This window comes from Pseudomonas sp. TE3786, from assembly GCF_054057335.1.
The window spans coordinates 94,514-109,108 of the sequence record NZ_JBSRZF010000007.1; the positions used below are offsets into that span (position 1 = coordinate 94,514).

General features: G+C 52.5%; 13 protein-coding genes. 1 reads left to right on the forward strand and 12 read right to left on the reverse strand.

What is annotated here, in order from left to right:
* Positions 1-165 precede the first annotated feature (165 nt).
* From ACVW0Y_RS10310 to ACVW0Y_RS10335, 6 genes are all read right to left on the reverse strand, one after another.
* Positions 166-1,209, reverse strand: coding sequence for a DNA cytosine methyltransferase (locus ACVW0Y_RS10310; protein ID WP_457438011.1), 1,044 nt, complete (start codon positions 1,207-1,209; stop codon positions 166-168).
* A 59-nt stretch (positions 1,210-1,268) separates the two neighbouring features.
* Positions 1,269-2,981 carry a response regulator receiver domain gene (locus ACVW0Y_RS10315; RefSeq protein ID WP_457438012.1) on the reverse strand — a complete coding sequence of 571 codons (1,713 nt, stop codon included), beginning with the start codon at positions 2,979-2,981 and terminating at the stop codon, positions 1,269-1,271.
* Complete coding sequence (locus ACVW0Y_RS10320; protein ID WP_457438014.1) at positions 2,974-5,964, reverse strand: ATP-binding protein; 2,991 nt, start codon at positions 5,962-5,964, stop codon at positions 2,974-2,976. Before ACVW0Y_RS10320 ends, ACVW0Y_RS10315 begins: the two co-directional genes overlap by 8 nt.
* A gap of 295 nt (positions 5,965-6,259) precedes the next feature.
* Positions 6,260-6,754, reverse strand: a complete 495-nt coding sequence (locus ACVW0Y_RS10325; protein ID WP_457438015.1) for a hypothetical protein — start codon at positions 6,752-6,754, stop codon at positions 6,260-6,262.
* Between the two features lie 63 nt (positions 6,755-6,817).
* Positions 6,818-7,387, reverse strand: coding sequence for a hypothetical protein (locus ACVW0Y_RS10330; RefSeq protein WP_457438017.1), 570 nt, complete (start codon positions 7,385-7,387; stop codon positions 6,818-6,820).
* Positions 7,388-7,672: 285 nt separating this feature from the next.
* Complete coding sequence (locus ACVW0Y_RS10335; RefSeq protein ID WP_457438019.1) at positions 7,673-7,915, reverse strand: hypothetical protein; 243 nt, start codon at positions 7,913-7,915, stop codon at positions 7,673-7,675.
* Positions 7,916-8,090: 175 nt separating this feature from the next.
* On the opposite strand from ACVW0Y_RS10335, the gene ACVW0Y_RS10340 reads away from it, so the two are divergent.
* Positions 8,091-9,227 carry a DUF3883 domain-containing protein gene (locus ACVW0Y_RS10340; protein WP_457438021.1) on the forward strand — a complete coding sequence of 379 codons (1,137 nt, stop codon included), beginning with the start codon at positions 8,091-8,093 and terminating at the stop codon, positions 9,225-9,227.
* Between the two features lie 89 nt (positions 9,228-9,316).
* On the opposite strand, the gene ppa is transcribed toward ACVW0Y_RS10340, so the two are convergent.
* The 6 genes from ppa to ACVW0Y_RS10370 all read right to left on the reverse strand — a co-directional run bounded on the left by ppa (position 9,317) and on the right by ACVW0Y_RS10370 (position 14,581).
* The gene (ppa, locus tag ACVW0Y_RS10345; RefSeq protein WP_457438023.1) at positions 9,317-9,844 is read right to left on the reverse strand and encodes an inorganic diphosphatase; all 528 of its coding nucleotides are present in this window, start codon (positions 9,842-9,844) and stop codon (positions 9,317-9,319) included.
* A 101-nt stretch (positions 9,845-9,945) separates the two neighbouring features.
* Positions 9,946-10,764 carry a M90 family metallopeptidase gene (locus ACVW0Y_RS10350; protein WP_457438025.1) on the reverse strand — a complete coding sequence of 273 codons (819 nt, stop codon included), beginning with the start codon at positions 10,762-10,764 and terminating at the stop codon, positions 9,946-9,948.
* Positions 10,765-10,776: 12 nt separating this feature from the next.
* A complete protein-coding gene (locus tag ACVW0Y_RS10355) occupies positions 10,777-11,433 on the reverse strand; it encodes a DedA family protein (RefSeq protein WP_457438026.1) in 657 nt (218 codons plus the stop codon).
* Positions 11,434-11,669: 236 nt separating this feature from the next.
* Entirely contained in the window at positions 11,670-12,125 is a 456-nt protein-coding gene (locus tag ACVW0Y_RS10360; protein ID WP_457438028.1) for an N-acetyltransferase family protein, read from the reverse strand.
* 126 nt (positions 12,126-12,251) lie between these two features.
* Positions 12,252-13,085, reverse strand: coding sequence for an ethanolamine ammonia-lyase subunit EutC (gene eutC, locus ACVW0Y_RS10365; RefSeq protein WP_457438029.1), 834 nt, complete (start codon positions 13,083-13,085; stop codon positions 12,252-12,254).
* 101 nt (positions 13,086-13,186) lie between these two features.
* A complete protein-coding gene (locus ACVW0Y_RS10370) occupies positions 13,187-14,581 on the reverse strand; it encodes an ethanolamine ammonia-lyase subunit EutB (protein WP_457438030.1) in 1,395 nt (464 codons plus the stop codon).
* Between the last annotated feature and the right edge of the window lie 14 nt (positions 14,582-14,595).

The window sequence follows — 14,595 nt, forward strand, 5'->3', positions numbered from 1 at the left end:
GATTTATAAGGATATTTATTGAGCATAATGTACGTGTCCCCCCATTTGTTCCCCCACTTTGGTGCGCCGTTGAATGAGTTCCCCTGTCAGTGTCTGCTGTACTTGTTGTGGCGAGAGCGGGCGCATATCTCGCCACCCTATATTTGGCCAGCCCTTGTAGTGTGATTAGCTTGTGCGTGATCCTTTTGTAAGGCCATGTAATGGCTCTCCAACGGATACACGTTTGAATATTTCGTATGCCATTGTCATCGGGACGGCATTGCCGATTTGAAGAGCAATTTGTGTTCGATTGCCACAGAAAATGTAGCTGTCTGGGAAGGTCTGCAGTCGCGCAGCTTCGCGTAGGGTGATGGCCCTATTTTCCTCAGGGTGAGCAAATCGCCCCCGGGTTACATCTGTGCAGCCCGTCGTCAGTGTTGGGGACGGTGCGTTCCAGCTCATACGACCGTACACATCGGGGAATGAGTTCTCGGAAAGATTTTTATGACATTCAAGCTGAAGCTCTAGAGGAAGCGAAGACCGGCTTCCACCATCCGATGGGATGGCTTCTAATCGCCTCAAGGTGATTTCGCTATGACGCCGTGCTGCGTGCAGCGGATCATTTTGATCGACCTCTCCTGGGGCGAGAGGTTTAAGGCCTTTGAAGGCCATGCGTACGTTTTTTCTTGTAGATGTGCTTGGTAATAGTGAGGAAAACCTTGAGCACACATCTTTATTCCGGGATGCCATGAATACGAACCGAATGCGTCGTTGAGGTACGCCGAGATCCGCAGCGTCGATGCGCATTGGCTCATCAAAATGGTAACCAAGAGTCTTTAATTCTTTCTGCAGGCGCGGAATAATCTTCGTAGAGCCCAGTCCTGGCACGTTCTCGATCCAAATACTCTGGGGGGACAGAGCTTTGATGAACGGGATAGTTTCTAAGAGCAAGGGGATGCGTTTGTCCTTTTTTGTTCTTTTACGGTTCTGAGAACTAAAAGGTTGGCAGGGCGCGCAGATAGCCAGCAGGTCTACTCCTTCGTGTGGCGCTACTGCTGCGAGCTGGCTAGGAGTGAGATTGCGAATATCTTCTCTAAAGAAGTTCACTTCAGGATGGTTAGCTCTAAAAGTGGCGGCAGCTCCCTCATCAATGTCTAAAGCCGCAGCCACGCGATAACCTGCCATTTTCAATGCGGCCGTTACTGATCCCGAGCCACTAAAAAAATCCATGGCTACTGGTGCTCGGTGTGAGTGCCTCATTTCTTTAGTTACCATATCTAATTCTATCGTCACTTTGTCGACTGCACGCGAAGCCATTCTGCTTGGTTTAATCCGACTCTAGTCAACTGGCCTGTAATTTTATTTACAAAATTCAATACTTGCTGCTCTCGAACCTCTGCAACCCAGCGCCAATCATTCCCTTGTGCATCGGTAAATAGCCATTCATCGCATCGCTGATCATCGGAGAAAGCCAGCCCTTCGGATTGTTTTTTGGCAAGAGCTAAAGATTTACCTTCTGTTGCACCGAAGCGAACGGTGCGAATAACTGGTTCTCCATAGGCCAGACGAAAGCTTTTGGGACCTTGCAGTGATGGAATCACTAGGTCAAAACATTTATCGTCTTTGACCATTTCGACAAAAAGAAAGCCACGTGGGCTGCTGCGTTGATCTAAACGGACGGAGTCACATTTGGGCTGTAGGCACAGCCAAACCACATCCAGGCTTTCGTCTACAGGCTGAATTATCACACCGAGACTTAGCATTGGTTCTACGTGGATTTTTCGTTTTGCTCCTGGGCCGCCATGCCTAGCAAGCGTGGAAAGAACAGAAAATTCTTTATGAGCTTTGGATGCGGTTGTATTGCATGCGAAGAACGAGTTAAATATTTTCAGCTTAACTTCATCAGTAGCTTTGCACTTTTGAAGTCCATTCCTTATAAGTTGGTGCCTAATAGGTTGGTTAATCTTCTTTGAAGTCTGTGGTGGGTCAGTAAATTTAAGTGTTGCGTCAATGTCCTGTAGTTTTGATTGTTCATCAAGCCATGCTGCTGAACCAGTTTTACCCAATATTTTTTCTGCAACTCCTGCCTTGCTAAAAGTAATAGAAAACTCTGATAAAATAATATCCGTCATCAGCCTTCCTGCATCCTCAGGATTTGATGCGGTTGCACGTTGTCCTGCAAACGCCCCATCTAATGAGGACCCGAATTGCGCGAGCATACGGTGAGTATCATCGCGGATTGCTGCGATGCTCTCAAGTGCGAAGGCTTGGAGCAGTCCTCGCGATAAACTCACAAATTCGTCAATAGCGACTTCTGGCAGTTTTTCCCAAGGAACAATGTCCGGATCGTCGATATAGCTCTTTCTAGCATTCGGTTTGTTAATGAAGCGAATTCGTGCATGTTCTGACACTAGCAACCGTTTGCTTGATCCATCTAGTTTCGCAAGACCATCAATGCCTTTCAATAGTTGTTGAGCTGCAGTGTCGAGATCAGGCTCTCCTGTGTATACAAGAATTAGCCTTAATCGTCCTCCGATTATGACGTCATGTTCAAGCAGGTTTTTTATAATTTGAACTGCAGCAGTTGAGTCACCTGTTTCTAGTTGCCAATCTATAATCGAAATATCTGCATATCTTGCAGCCAAGAATGTTGTGTCGATGATTTCTTGCTTGGAGGTGTGCTCGTCAGGCAGGTACGAGCCGCAAGTTAATCCGTGTTTGGAGAAGGCATTTGCTATGACTCGAATGTTAATGTCATGACATTCTGATTCGTTATCTGCCGGCCGCTTTTCATTAGCAGAATCGATTTCTCTAGCTTTTTTTGCAGGGTCTTCCGGTAGTGACTGACTGGGAAGAGGTTTTAGCTTTCGACTAGCCTTAATCGGCTGAGGTGGCTTGGGTGATGAGAAGATTGGTTGATTGTCTGCAACGATTACAGTCTGCAGAAAACTGAGGGCAGCGTTTCTGCAGTGGTCATTAAAGTTTATTGTTGCTTCAGTCATCACTGCCCTCCATGGCCATTTTGTTTTTATGAGATATACGGAATGTTGGGTTAGTGTCGCTGCCCTGCGTTTCAAGACTCAGCTGCAAACCAATGCTATTTAGTGCGTCCCTTGAAACTGAAAGCCCCATGCCTCGGCCGTCTGGCTTCATTGACACTCCGAACTCGAAAACTTGTCTGGCGATTCGAATAGGTACGCCTGGGCCACCATTCGAAATTTCAAACCCATCCGGTGTTGCGTCAAGCTTTATCCAGCGTTCAGAGTGACGGCTTGAGTCGATCCAGTAAATCGCATTATCAATGATGTTTACAAATGTCGCCATAATAGTAGAAGCATAGCTTTCTAATTCGAACTGCTCAAAAGAGTTTGTGACAATTAACTCAATCTCAGATTTAGTTAGCCGGTCCCCAAATGCGTCACGTATATAACGCAAGATCATTTTTCCTGAGATATTTGCCTTCTTCCTACGCATGCGCCTGCTGAGAGGTGCAAAGAGGGCCAAATAACCGTCGATATGATCGAAGTGAAGACGCAGCTTTTCGTATGCTTCATCTAGCCCTGGAGTACCATCTGCCCAAGGTTTTATCTCACGCAGTGCTTCTCGAATGCCTCCGACCACGTTCTCCATTTCGTGGCCAATAATTCCTACTGCACTACCTGCTTGTGCTAAGTCGTTATATAGCGCTAATTGGCCCTCAAGATCGGCGATCTTACTTTCTAGCGCAGCAGTTGTTTCTTCCGGCGTGGTTTGGTCTGCAATGTCAGCGCGCAGTCCCTGAAGTTGTTTGAGCAGACTGTCCAGTGTTTGGCGCTGCGACTCAAGTTTTTCATTAATTCGTAGTTCCAGCGCACGTTGTTGCTTAAAAGCTTCTGCGCTTGAGATTCCATCGAGATCAGCTTTATTTAAATCAACCATAACTTCTTCAACCGCAGTCTTGAAGCTACTAAACCTTTCTTTGAGAATCGACCGGATTTCATTATCTACGAGTTTTAGTTCAGATTCAGTCTCATTTTTTAAACTGCGGAGCTGCTTCATTGCCTCGCTCCGTTCGAGATCCAGTGCCGCCGCCGCACGCTCTCTTTGGTGTACGCCAATGTTGTGTGCCGCTCGGAAACTAGCCAAGCGCTCTGCTATATTGCTACGAGCAGGCTCGAGTTTGCTGGTGCGGAAATCCTCAAGCCACTCGGCATAGTTTTCGTATGCTTCTCTATCAGTTTGCTTCGGGCTGAAAGTGCGAGGAAAGTTTAGAGAAAGTGATTGCTCGAGTTGGTCTACTGCTCGATATGCCTCATTCTCCAATCTTAAAGCGTCTGCGCGTATGATCTCCGGGAAAACCCCAGTTAGTCGATAAAGATTAGTTTTGAGACTTTCTAGTATCTCTTTAAGATCTGAGTCCGGCTTGTTGGCATCAATCAGGTCAAGAATACGAACTAGCTCTGCTTTAAATTCCTTGCGCTTTCCTGCGACTTGCGCTTTTCGGCGTTCAATTAGCGCTGCTTGAGACTTGAGTTCGTTTCGTTTTTCACGAAATTCGCCGCCATGTTCGGCCTCTTTCCTAAAATAATCTTTGGCAAGTTGTTGTAGCCAATTTTCTAATATTGCACGGAACTGTCTAAATGCTTTGTTCTCTCGGAAACCTTCCCGGCCAGCTTTTTCAATTAGCTCTTTATTTGTAGTAGACTCTATTGCTACGTAGCCAATCATTCGCCGGTGTGAAAAAAACCAATCTCGCGCAGAGAGAGTTCGTCGATTTTCTATTTTGAGCCAGTCATAATCGGACTGCCCATAAGGCAGAATACGAATACCATCGCGGTAAACATAAAAGCCGCCATAACGCCATAGCTTGTCCATCATTTCGCTATGGGCTTCAGTATCTAGCAGTGTTTCATCACGCAAGCCTTGCACCGCCGCGAGTCGAACAGAAAATGGACCGCAATCTGTTTGCTTTCCAGCATTGCCTGACCAACTTAAAACATATGGTTCGCTTTCGCCCTGATAGATTTGTAGGGTTCCAACAAACTGCCCGAAATCATCAAATCTACCATCGAATAGATGGTCTGCTTTGTTCAGGTCTTCTGCTTTGAAGAAATTATCGAGCCCAATTAACTCATTGATTATTCCGGAAGGCTTGTGGTCTCTGAACTCCGCCGTTATAGGTGGTTTCATCTTAGGCTGCATGGAGTTCCCAAAACCTAAGAGCATACGCTTTAAAGGCGGGGCTTCTCTTATTTGCTTATCTTCGTCTATGTCCGCATCCAGAATTGTATCTGTCGGCACTAAGTAAAAGTGTGTGCCGAAACCATCTGCTGTAAGAGAGAGATTCTCTTCATCAGGTGATGCTTCGCCGAGCCACTCGTCATATGCTCTTGGATCTAAATCAAAGCTTTCGAGCCGTTCAATAATTTCTTTGCAGCGTTTTTCGTTTTCAGGGATCAGAGCGCGAGTGTTGGCGATAATTTGATCTCGCATCCGGTGTATATCTTCGGCGTTAGGTAATCCGCTAAACTCTTCAACCGGAATTTCAATGTCTGCAATGTTCAATCCAGGGATTTCGAATAGTTCCCAGCAGACAAGTGCAGCGACAATTTTTTTTGCACCGTCTGGGCGAATGGCTCGTGACATTGCGAAAGTTATAGGGGCGATAGTAGCAATTGCGAGGCGGCCAATACCTTTCTCACCTAGTACCGGGCGGTGAGGAAGCTTGTGAGGTCCAGTCCAGGTTGTAGTGAGACTTTCGTTCGCTCCGACTTTGCTTTCCGTACCTAGCGCGAGCCACTTGTTTTGGAAATCATCCAGTGTCATTCCGAGTCCGTTGTCCCGGATCACAAGGAGTCGTTCTGAGCGAATGAAATCGGCCTCTACGCGTGTGGCATAAGCGTCATGAGCATTTTTGAAAAGCTCATGAATTGCTGTAGGAATACCAGCAATCTGCTGGCGGCCAAGCATATCGACAGCTCTTGCGCGCACCGCAAATTTTGCCATTTAGGTTCTCCTTCGCCCTTTCATAGTGCCGTTCCTTGAATCCATATTTTGGGGAGTCGGTTTGCTCAGAGCTTCCTAAGCAAAGCTCAACAGCTAGCGTTTCGCCTTGAGTGTACTAAGTCGATGGCACCGCCTGTATTGCCGGCCTGGAGCCCGCGCGCAGCGCAGAGGCCATTGTAACGGCTCACCGTGCCCTTAGCGAAATTCCGATGCCCAGACGGAGTCCGGGTCATAGACGGGTGGAGGATCTTTGGGCATCAGCTTGTCGGATGTCTAAACAGTGGACTCCCATCGGTTAGCCCCATGTGGCTCCAATCATTGCACCGACTAGCCCGGCGAGCCCGCTTATGGCGATTGAAACCCACCAGCGAAGTTCTTGGCGGCGAACTGCCGCCTGAGTATGGAGTTTTACTGCTACATCGATGAGGGAAAGGAGCTGTTCAGTTGCTAAAGGGCGTCTAGATATTTGGCACCGCAAGTTTAACGGTGTGGCTTTGTATTGCGCTACTGTGATTTCCGCTCCGGTTTGCGTGTTGTACACGCGTGGCTGAGCTCTGCGCAGTGCAAGGGTGTGCCGCCCATTCTCATTGAGGCCGGCTCGAAAGAACTCGGGATGCTCGTTAAAAATCGCCGTCCAACTTTCTGCGCTTTTGGGGGTTGCGCCAAGAATTTTAGCCCATGACTTCTCCGTCCTTGCTGAGTAAGTGTAAGTGCCCATCACTTGAATGGCAGCAATTACATCAGCTAGCCTGTATTGATGAGATAGATAGGGGGATTGCGGTTCAATCATACGTCATATCCAAATTTTGAAGCACTTCAAAGTGCTGGCTATTCTAGAGGATGCTTCTAAGGCCTATTTCCATTTTTTTGGATCAGTTTTGAATGATTCTGCTTCTAGGCGGCGAAGCTCTTGAAAGCTGTTGGAGCTTTGTTTTATTTCATTCCATGCTCGTTTAAATGAAGGAAGCTCTAGGTTAGACTTTATGCCGGATAGCCAGTTTTCCCACGCTTCTAGATTTATTCGTTTCCGCTGTCTTAAAGACACTTGTTCATTTGTTAAGTCTATATATCGATAAATCTCATCGAATGATTCTTGGAATTCGCATTCTGAAAGAGATGCGCCAAGAAGTGCTTTGGTTGGTATGCTTGCGGCTAGGTCTCTGTACTCTTTTGCAAGGCTGTCTTCGAATTCAAGCTGTGCAATATTCTTTGATGTACGTAGCTGTCCATACGCTAGAAACACCCCTAGAGCGGCAAATGTAGACGCTGCGGCAGATACCCAGTCAGAAGTGATGTATGTGCAAATTTCCAAGAGAGCCTCAAGTTTTTTTGGGTCATAAGTATGAGTTCCTGGTGCACCACCAGGATTATAGGTTTCTGTCGGCTTAATTGGTGTCAGTAATTTTTCTTGCCATAAAGCCATAGAAATTTATCTACTTGCTTTACACCTATTGATTCTAGTTTGTTTTTTCTATGAATTTAAATATGGATGCTGCATATGTCTCGTATTCTCTTAGCTGGTATTTGTATATTTTTTCAGTTTTGTCTAAGGTCATGTAGTGGTGAAGTAATTTAGCAGCGTATTTGTCAAATATTGGATATGTTTCTTGGTCATGCCAGCTGCAGTATTTTGTCGCAAATGAATATATGCTTCTGCCGTTCGGTTTAGCTATGTCTAAGTCAGTTACAACAGTAAGGTCTTTTAATTTTATTTTTTGTCGATCTTTTGTCGGTGAATCTCTTTAGCAACAGAGTATGTATTTATTATGCGTGTTCTATACAGGTCGTTCAGGCAGGTGGTTTTCAATAGCAGGTGATCAAAATCATCATTTTTCGGGAACGCTTTGAAGAGTTTTTCGAGAGCTTTTTCCGCTCCAAAGTATCTTTCGTCGAGGTTCTCGCTTAAATAGCTTTTTACGAAGTCAATCGTCGGTTTTTCTATTCGACTCACGTAAAACTCCATTCTAAAAATTTGCGATGTTTCATTTATTGTTACGGTACATCCAGTCAAGGTCAAAGAAACAAGCTCTCCTGCTGATTCTAGACGTGAGGGTAGGTTTTCTTGCTTTGACTGCAATATTCGTATCTCTTGAATTGTACATTCGCTGCAGCAAGGTACAGCCCTAATGTCTCAGCTCTTCAAGTTAAGAAGCCCTGCAGCTGTCCAGGCCGCCCTCGATGAGTTCTCGCAGCTTGGCCGAACGAGATTTCTAGCGCGCTATGGCTTCGGCAAATCGCGAGATTTTCTTGTGCGCGATCCGAGAACCGGCATCGATTGCGACTCCAAGGCTATCGTAGGTGTCGCTTTCGGCAAGCAATTTCCTGATCAGGGTCCGTTGGCCGCGGAAAGCTTCTCCGGTGGCGAGGCTTCGGTGGTCCCCTTACTGCAGCAGCTAGGCTTTAACGTGATCCGAATCGGTGAGGACTGGTCTGAAGATGAAGTCCGGGCCACGGTGGCCGACTACTTCGAAATGTTGCATGCCGATGCCTTGGCCTTGACCTATAACAAGTCCGCCCACAATGAGGCGTTACGAAAGCAGCTAATTGGCCGCAGCAAATCCTCTGTAGAGCTAAAGCACCAGAACATTAGTGCCGTGCTGTCCTCGTTGGGATTGCCCTATATCAACGGCTATAAACCCAGGGGAAACAGTCAGCTATTGCTTCGTAAGACCGTACAAGCGTATGTGTTGAAGCATCAATCGTTGGTCAGCATCATTGTCGACGCCATGGAGGAGGTAAAGCTACCTGGCGAGAAGATGTACCTTGCAGCCCTGGTTGACGCGCCGACCCGAGACGAACTCTTTCCAGGGACTGCGCCGCTGCGGCAACGGTTGCCGCGGAAGTTCGACTTTGCCGCCCGGGATGAGTCTAATCGTAAACTGGGACGGGCTGGAGAGCAGTGGGTCATTGGGTTCGAACAACTGCGCCTGACGGCTATGGGCTGTCCGGAGCTGTTCCAGCGTCTGGAGTGGGTGGCGGATACGCAAGGCGACGGCGCCGGTTTTGACATTCTTTCGTTTGAGGACGAGATGCGTCATCGTTTTATCGAGGTCAAAACTACCAATGGTGGGGTCGCCTCGTCATTTCAGGTCAGCCACAATGAGCTGGAGTTTTCTAAAGAAGTGGGAGATCAGTTCTTTCTATATCGGGTGTTTCAGCTTCGCAGCGTGCCCAAGCTATTCGTGCTCAGCGGTGACCTCGCGCAACATCTCTATCTCAAGCCGACGGACTATCGAGCGAGTTTTCGGGGGTTTGTGGGTTGAAGGTGCAAAATTAGCGTTTTCAACAGCCTAGGCTTTTTTTAGGCATAAAAAAACCAGCTTGTGGCCGGTTTTTAGTGGGAAGCCTTGGCTTATTTTTGGTAAGCCGCAACCGCCTTCAAAATCTCGGCACGGGCCGCGTCTGCGTTGCCCCAGCCTTCAACCTTGACCCATTTGCCTTTCTCGAGATCTTTGTAGTTCTCGAAGAAGTGCTTGATCTGCTCAAGCAGCAGTGGGGGCAGGTCGGTGTATTCCTTAACGTCGACGTACAGCTGCGACAGCTTGTCGTGCGGTACGGCCAACAGTTTGGCGTCGCCACCGGCTTCGTCGGTCATGTGCAGAACGCCAATCGGGCGTGCGCGGATTACCGAGCCTGGGGCTACTGGGTAAGGGGTCACTACCAGCACGTCGAGGGCGTCGCCGTCGTCGGCCAGGGTGTTGGGGATGTAGCCATAGTTGGCTGGGTAGAACATCGGGGTGGCCATGAAACGGTCGACGAACAGGCAGTCGGTGTCTTTGTCGATTTCGTACTTGATCGGCGCGTGGTTGGCCGGAATCTCGATGGCGACGTAGATGTCGTTCGGCAGGTCTTTGCCGGCCGGGACTTTGCTGTAGCTCATGGGTTCGCTTCCCTTGGTTGGCCAATCAAACTTGGCCGGTGGCGGCCAAAAAGTGGGCGCGATTATAGGCATATTCGCCCGCCGTTACCATGCTTGGCGACTCAGCCGTTGGTCTCGTTTGTCGCCTGCTGACGGGCCTGTTCGAGGCTGCGCAGGCGGGCCAGCGGGTCCTGACGATAGAAGGCCTGCAGTTGCACATAAACCTTGGGGTAGGCCTGCGTCAGCAGATCCGGGGCGCTGAAGAAGTATTCGCTGGTCACGGCAAAGAACTCGGCGGGGTTTTCCGCGGCGTAGGGGTCAATGGCGGTTTCGCCATCGGGATTGTCATCGAGCTGGCGATTGAGGTCGTCATAGGCGCTCTGCATAGCGCTCGACCAGTCGTCCAGGCGCATATTGCGATGCAGTGGCGGCAGGCCGTTGGCATCGCCATTGAGCATATCGAGTTTGTGCGCCAGCTCGTGGATCACCAGGTTGTAGCCGTCCCAGCCGCCGCTGCTGAGCACCCCTGGCCAGGCCAGGATCACCGGTCCACGCAGCCAGGCTTCGCCGCTGTGCTCGCCGTCCCACTGGTGTTCGATGCCATTGGGGTCGCGGTGGCGCTGCGGGCTGATGAAGTCGCCGGGGTACAGAAGGATTTCGTGGAAGCCCTGATACCAGTCGAGGTCGGGCAGGTGCAGCAGCGGTAATTGCGCCAGGGCGGCCAGGTGCAGACGCTCTTCCTGATGCAGGTCGACGCCGGGCAGGGCGGTCAGGTGTTTGTCATGCAAAAACAGCACGGCGCGGCGTTGCAGGCGCTGCGCTTCGTCGCTGCTGAGGCCGTCGAGAATCGGCAGGCGCTGCAGCACCCGGGCCCACAGTTCGGGCGTTATCGGGTGCTTGGCGAGAATACGGCGCTGACGCCAGCCGCGCAGAAACCACATGGGCGGTGCCGGTCAGTTGGCCGAGTCGGGCGCGGTTTCCGGACGCAGGCGATGGTGAATCCAGCCAATCAGCATGGGCAGCAGGGACAAACCGATCACCACCACGATCATCAGCGACAGGTTGTCTTTGACCACCGGCGCGTTGCCGAAGAAGTAGCCCAGGGTCACCAGGCCGCCGACCCAGGCCGCGGTGCCCGCGGCGCTGAAACCGAGAAAGCGCAGGTAAGGCATTTTGCCAACGCCCGCCACGAACGGCGCGAAGGTCCGCACGATGGGCAGGAAGCGCGCCAGAGTCACGGTCTTGCCGCCGTGGCGGTCGTAGAAGTCGTGGGTACGTTGCAGGTAGTCGCGGCGGAAGATTTTCGATTTTGGGTTGCTGAACAGCTTTTCGCCGACATTGCGCCCGATCAGGTAGTTGGTGCTGTCGCCCAGCACCGCCGCCAGCATCAGCAGGCCCGCCAGCAGAACCGGATCCATGCTGCCGGTGGCGCACATGGCACCGGCGATAAACAGTAGGGAGTCACCCGGCAGGAACGGCATCACCACCAGACCGGTTTCGCAGAAGATCACCAGAAACAGGATGGCGTAGATCCACACACCATAGTTCGCCACCAGTACGGCCAGGTAGTTGTCCAGGTGCAGAATCAGATCAATCGGGTTGAATTCCATATGACGCCTATTGCGCTGCGGTGAAAAGGCACTGGCGTTCGATAGCCGGTAAGTCGGTCGGCATTATAAGAGCAAGGTCTTGGGCTCGTGCTGCAGTTTGTTGCAGCGCGTTTCCAGCAATGCGACTGATGGACGATCATGGCAAGGAGCTTTGCCCTGCCTTGGTGCGCCAGGCGGCGCGGCGTTCGCTCTTGGGGCCGCGAGCGAGGCTAACGCAGCCCCGTGAACGCTTTAAGTCAGTCGCTGTTGATGGGCAGCACGTAGCTCTTGAACTGGGTGTCTTCGCGAAAGCCAATGGATTCGTACACCTTCTGTGCCACATCGTTGTTGCTACTGGTGGACACCCGCATACGCACAGCGTTGGTCTCCTTGGCCATTTTCTTCGCGGTTTGCAGCAGACGGTCGGCCACCAGCTGGCGGCGGGCGTCTTCGGCTACATAGATATCGTTGAGGATCCACACCCGCTTCAGCGACAGCGACGAATAGCTTGGATACAGCTGGCAGAAGCCCATCAGCTTGTCTTCGTCATCGGCCAACGCCAGGTAGATCACCGACTCTTTGCGGCGCAGGCGCACTTCGAGAAATTTGCGCGAGGAGTCCGGAAACGGCAGCTCACCATAGAACTCGCGGTATTTGACGAACAGCGGCGTCAACAGATCCAGGTGCTCAAGGGTGGCTTGGACAATGCGCATAGTGGCCTCGACTGCAATGAAATTGGGCTTCGCTTGCGATGCACGGGCAGTGCCAGCGATGCCGAGATGCTGCCTGGCATGAGTAGAAAGCGCAATCCAAGCAAGCGTTTGATCCGACGTCAGCCATTAGACTTTCGGCGCATCCAGAAGGAAGTTGTGGCGCATGTCTTGGGCGTTTTCCTCCCCAAGGCTATGCACTTCGGCTTCGTCCTTGAGGTTTACGCCTGACAGCTGACGGCGACACGCCTCCCGCATCAAGTACAGCAGGCGATGGGCTGCCATGCCATAGCTCAGGCCTTCGAGGCGCACATTGGAGATGCAGTTACGGTATGCATCGGTAAGGCCGACCTTGGGCGCGTAGGTGAAATACAGGCCCAGGCTGTCCGGCGAACTGAGGCCGGGGCGCTCGCCAATCAGGATCACCACCATCTTCGCGCCGAGCAGTTGCCCCACTTCATCGGCCACCGCCACCCGGCCCTGTTCCACCAGTATCACTGGCGACAGGCTCCAGTTGTCGGCGGCCGCCTGCTCTTCCAGGCGCTGCAGAAACGGCAGGCTATGGCGATGTACGGCCAGCGCGGACAAGCCGTCGGCAATCACGATGGCCAGATCGACGCCACCGGGGTTGGCCAGGGCGTACTCGCGCAGGGTTTGCGCCGATTCGGCATTCAGCTTGCGGCCCAGATCCGGCCGTTGCAGATAGCTGTGACGGTCGGCGGCGGCGCTGTGCAGCAGCAGGCTGGCGCGGCCGCGTTCGGCCAGTTGCGCACTGAGACCGGCATGGTCGAACGGCAGGTGCACGGCATCGCGGGCCTGGGCGTGGGCGTATTGGAAGTCGAGCTGGGCGTTGGTCGGCAGGCTGGTGCCGGCGCGGCCTAACGCGATGCGTGCCGGAGTAAGGCGACGCAGCTCCTGCCAGGGGTTGTCGATGCTGCCGGTGATGGTTGGATCGTTATCCATATTTCGTCCTTAAACACGATCCTCGTAGGAGCGGCTTCAGCCGCGATGTTTTTCGAGATCAAGAGCATCGCGGCTGAAGCCGCTCCTACGGGGTTAGCGAACTAACTCAACTGCGCGAGGGCCTGGCGAAACGCCGGCGGCAACTGCTCGCCAAAGCGCACGCGGCCATCGGCCTGGGTGAAGATGCCCATGCGTTGCAGCCACGCCTCGAACTCCGGTGCCGGGCGCAGGCCCAGGGTTTGCCGGGCGTAGAGGGCATCATGGAACGAGGTGGTCTGGTAGTTGAGCATGATGTCGTCAGAGCCGGGGATGCCCATGATGAAGTTGATCCCCGCCACCCCCAGCAGCGTCAGGAGCATATCCATATCGTCCTGGTCGGCTTCGGCGTGGTTGGTGTAGCAGATATCGCAACCCATGGGCACGCCCAGCAGCTTGCCGCAGAAGTGGTCTTCCAGGCCTGCGCGGATGATCTGCTTGCCGTTGTACAGGTACTCCGGGCCGATAAAACCGACCACGGTGTTGACCAGAAAGGGTTTGAAGTGGCGGGCCACCGCATAGGCGCGCGCCTCGCAGGTTTGCTGATCGACGCCATGGTGAGCATTGGCCGACAGGGCGCTGCCCTGGCCGGTTTCGAAGTACATCAGATTATTGCCCAGGGTGCCGCGCTTGAGGCTCAGCCCCGCTTCGTAACCTTCCTGCAGCAGTTTCAGGCTGATGCCGAAGCTGGCGTTGGCCGCTTCGGTGCCGGCGATGGACTGAAACACCAGATCCAGCGGCACACCGCGCTCAATGGCGGCAATCGAGGTGGTGACATGGGTAAGCACGCAGGCCTGGGTGGGGATTTCGTAGCGCTGGATGATTGCATCGAGCATTTCCAGCATGGCGCAGATCGAGGCGATGCTGTCGGTGGCCGGGTTGATGCCGATCATGGCGTCGCCATTGCCGTACAGCAGGCCATCGAGAATGCTCGCGGCGATGCCGGCCGGCTCGTCGGTGGGGTGGTTGGGCTGCAGGCGGGTGGAGAGCCGACCCGGCAAACCCAGGGTGCCGCGGAACTGGGTGACCACGCGAATCTTCTGCGCCACCAGCACCAGGTCCTGCACGCGCATGATCTTCGACACCGCTGCGGCCATTTCCGGCGTCAGGCCCGGGGCCAGGGCGCGCAGGCTGGATTCGTTGGCGTGGTCGCTGAGCAGCCAGTCGCGAAAGCCGCCCACGGTGAGGTGGCTGACCGGGGCGAAGGCGAGGGTGTCGTGGCTGTCGATGATCAGGCGGGTGACTTCGTCCTGTTCATAGGGAATCAGCGCCTCATCGAGAAAATGCTTGAGCGGGATATCGGCCAGCGCCATCTGCGCGGCCACGCGCTCGCCATCGTTGCTGGCGGCGACTTCGGCCAGGTAATCACCGGAACGTGCCGGGCTGGCTTTGGCCATCACCTCTTTAAGGCTGTCGAAACGGTAGGTTTCGCTGCCTACCGAATGAGAAAAACGGGCCATAGGCACTCCTTCTA

What these genes read in the sequence shown, in the direction of transcription:
- ACVW0Y_RS10310 (WP_457438011.1), bottom strand. Translation starts at nt 1,209, where the DNA reads ATGGATTTTTTTAGTGGCTCGGGATCAGTAACGGCCGCATTGAAAATG.
- ACVW0Y_RS10315 (WP_457438012.1), bottom strand. Translation starts at nt 2,981, where the DNA reads ATGACTGAAGCAACAATAAACTTTAATGACCACTGCAGAAACGCTGCC.
- ACVW0Y_RS10320 (WP_457438014.1), bottom strand. Translation starts at nt 5,964, where the DNA reads ATGGCAAAATTTGCGGTGCGCGCAAGAGCTGTCGATATGCTTGGCCGC.
- ACVW0Y_RS10325 (WP_457438015.1), bottom strand. Translation starts at nt 6,754, where the DNA reads ATGATTGAACCGCAATCCCCCTATCTATCTCATCAATACAGGCTAGCT.
- ACVW0Y_RS10330 (WP_457438017.1), bottom strand. Translation starts at nt 7,387, where the DNA reads ATGGCTTTATGGCAAGAAAAATTACTGACACCAATTAAGCCGACAGAA.
- ACVW0Y_RS10340 (WP_457438021.1), top strand. Translation starts at nt 8,091, where the DNA reads ATGTCTCAGCTCTTCAAGTTAAGAAGCCCTGCAGCTGTCCAGGCCGCC.
- ppa (WP_457438023.1), bottom strand. Translation starts at nt 9,844, where the DNA reads ATGAGCTACAGCAAAGTCCCGGCCGGCAAAGACCTGCCGAACGACATC.
- ACVW0Y_RS10350 (WP_457438025.1), bottom strand. Translation starts at nt 10,764, where the DNA reads ATGTGGTTTCTGCGCGGCTGGCGTCAGCGCCGTATTCTCGCCAAGCAC.
- ACVW0Y_RS10355 (WP_457438026.1), bottom strand. Translation starts at nt 11,433, where the DNA reads ATGGAATTCAACCCGATTGATCTGATTCTGCACCTGGACAACTACCTG.
- ACVW0Y_RS10360 (WP_457438028.1), bottom strand. Translation starts at nt 12,125, where the DNA reads ATGCGCATTGTCCAAGCCACCCTTGAGCACCTGGATCTGTTGACGCCG.
- eutC (WP_457438029.1), bottom strand. Translation starts at nt 13,085, where the DNA reads ATGGATAACGATCCAACCATCACCGGCAGCATCGACAACCCCTGGCAG.
- ACVW0Y_RS10370 (WP_457438030.1), bottom strand. Translation starts at nt 14,581, where the DNA reads ATGGCCCGTTTTTCTCATTCGGTAGGCAGCGAAACCTACCGTTTCGAC.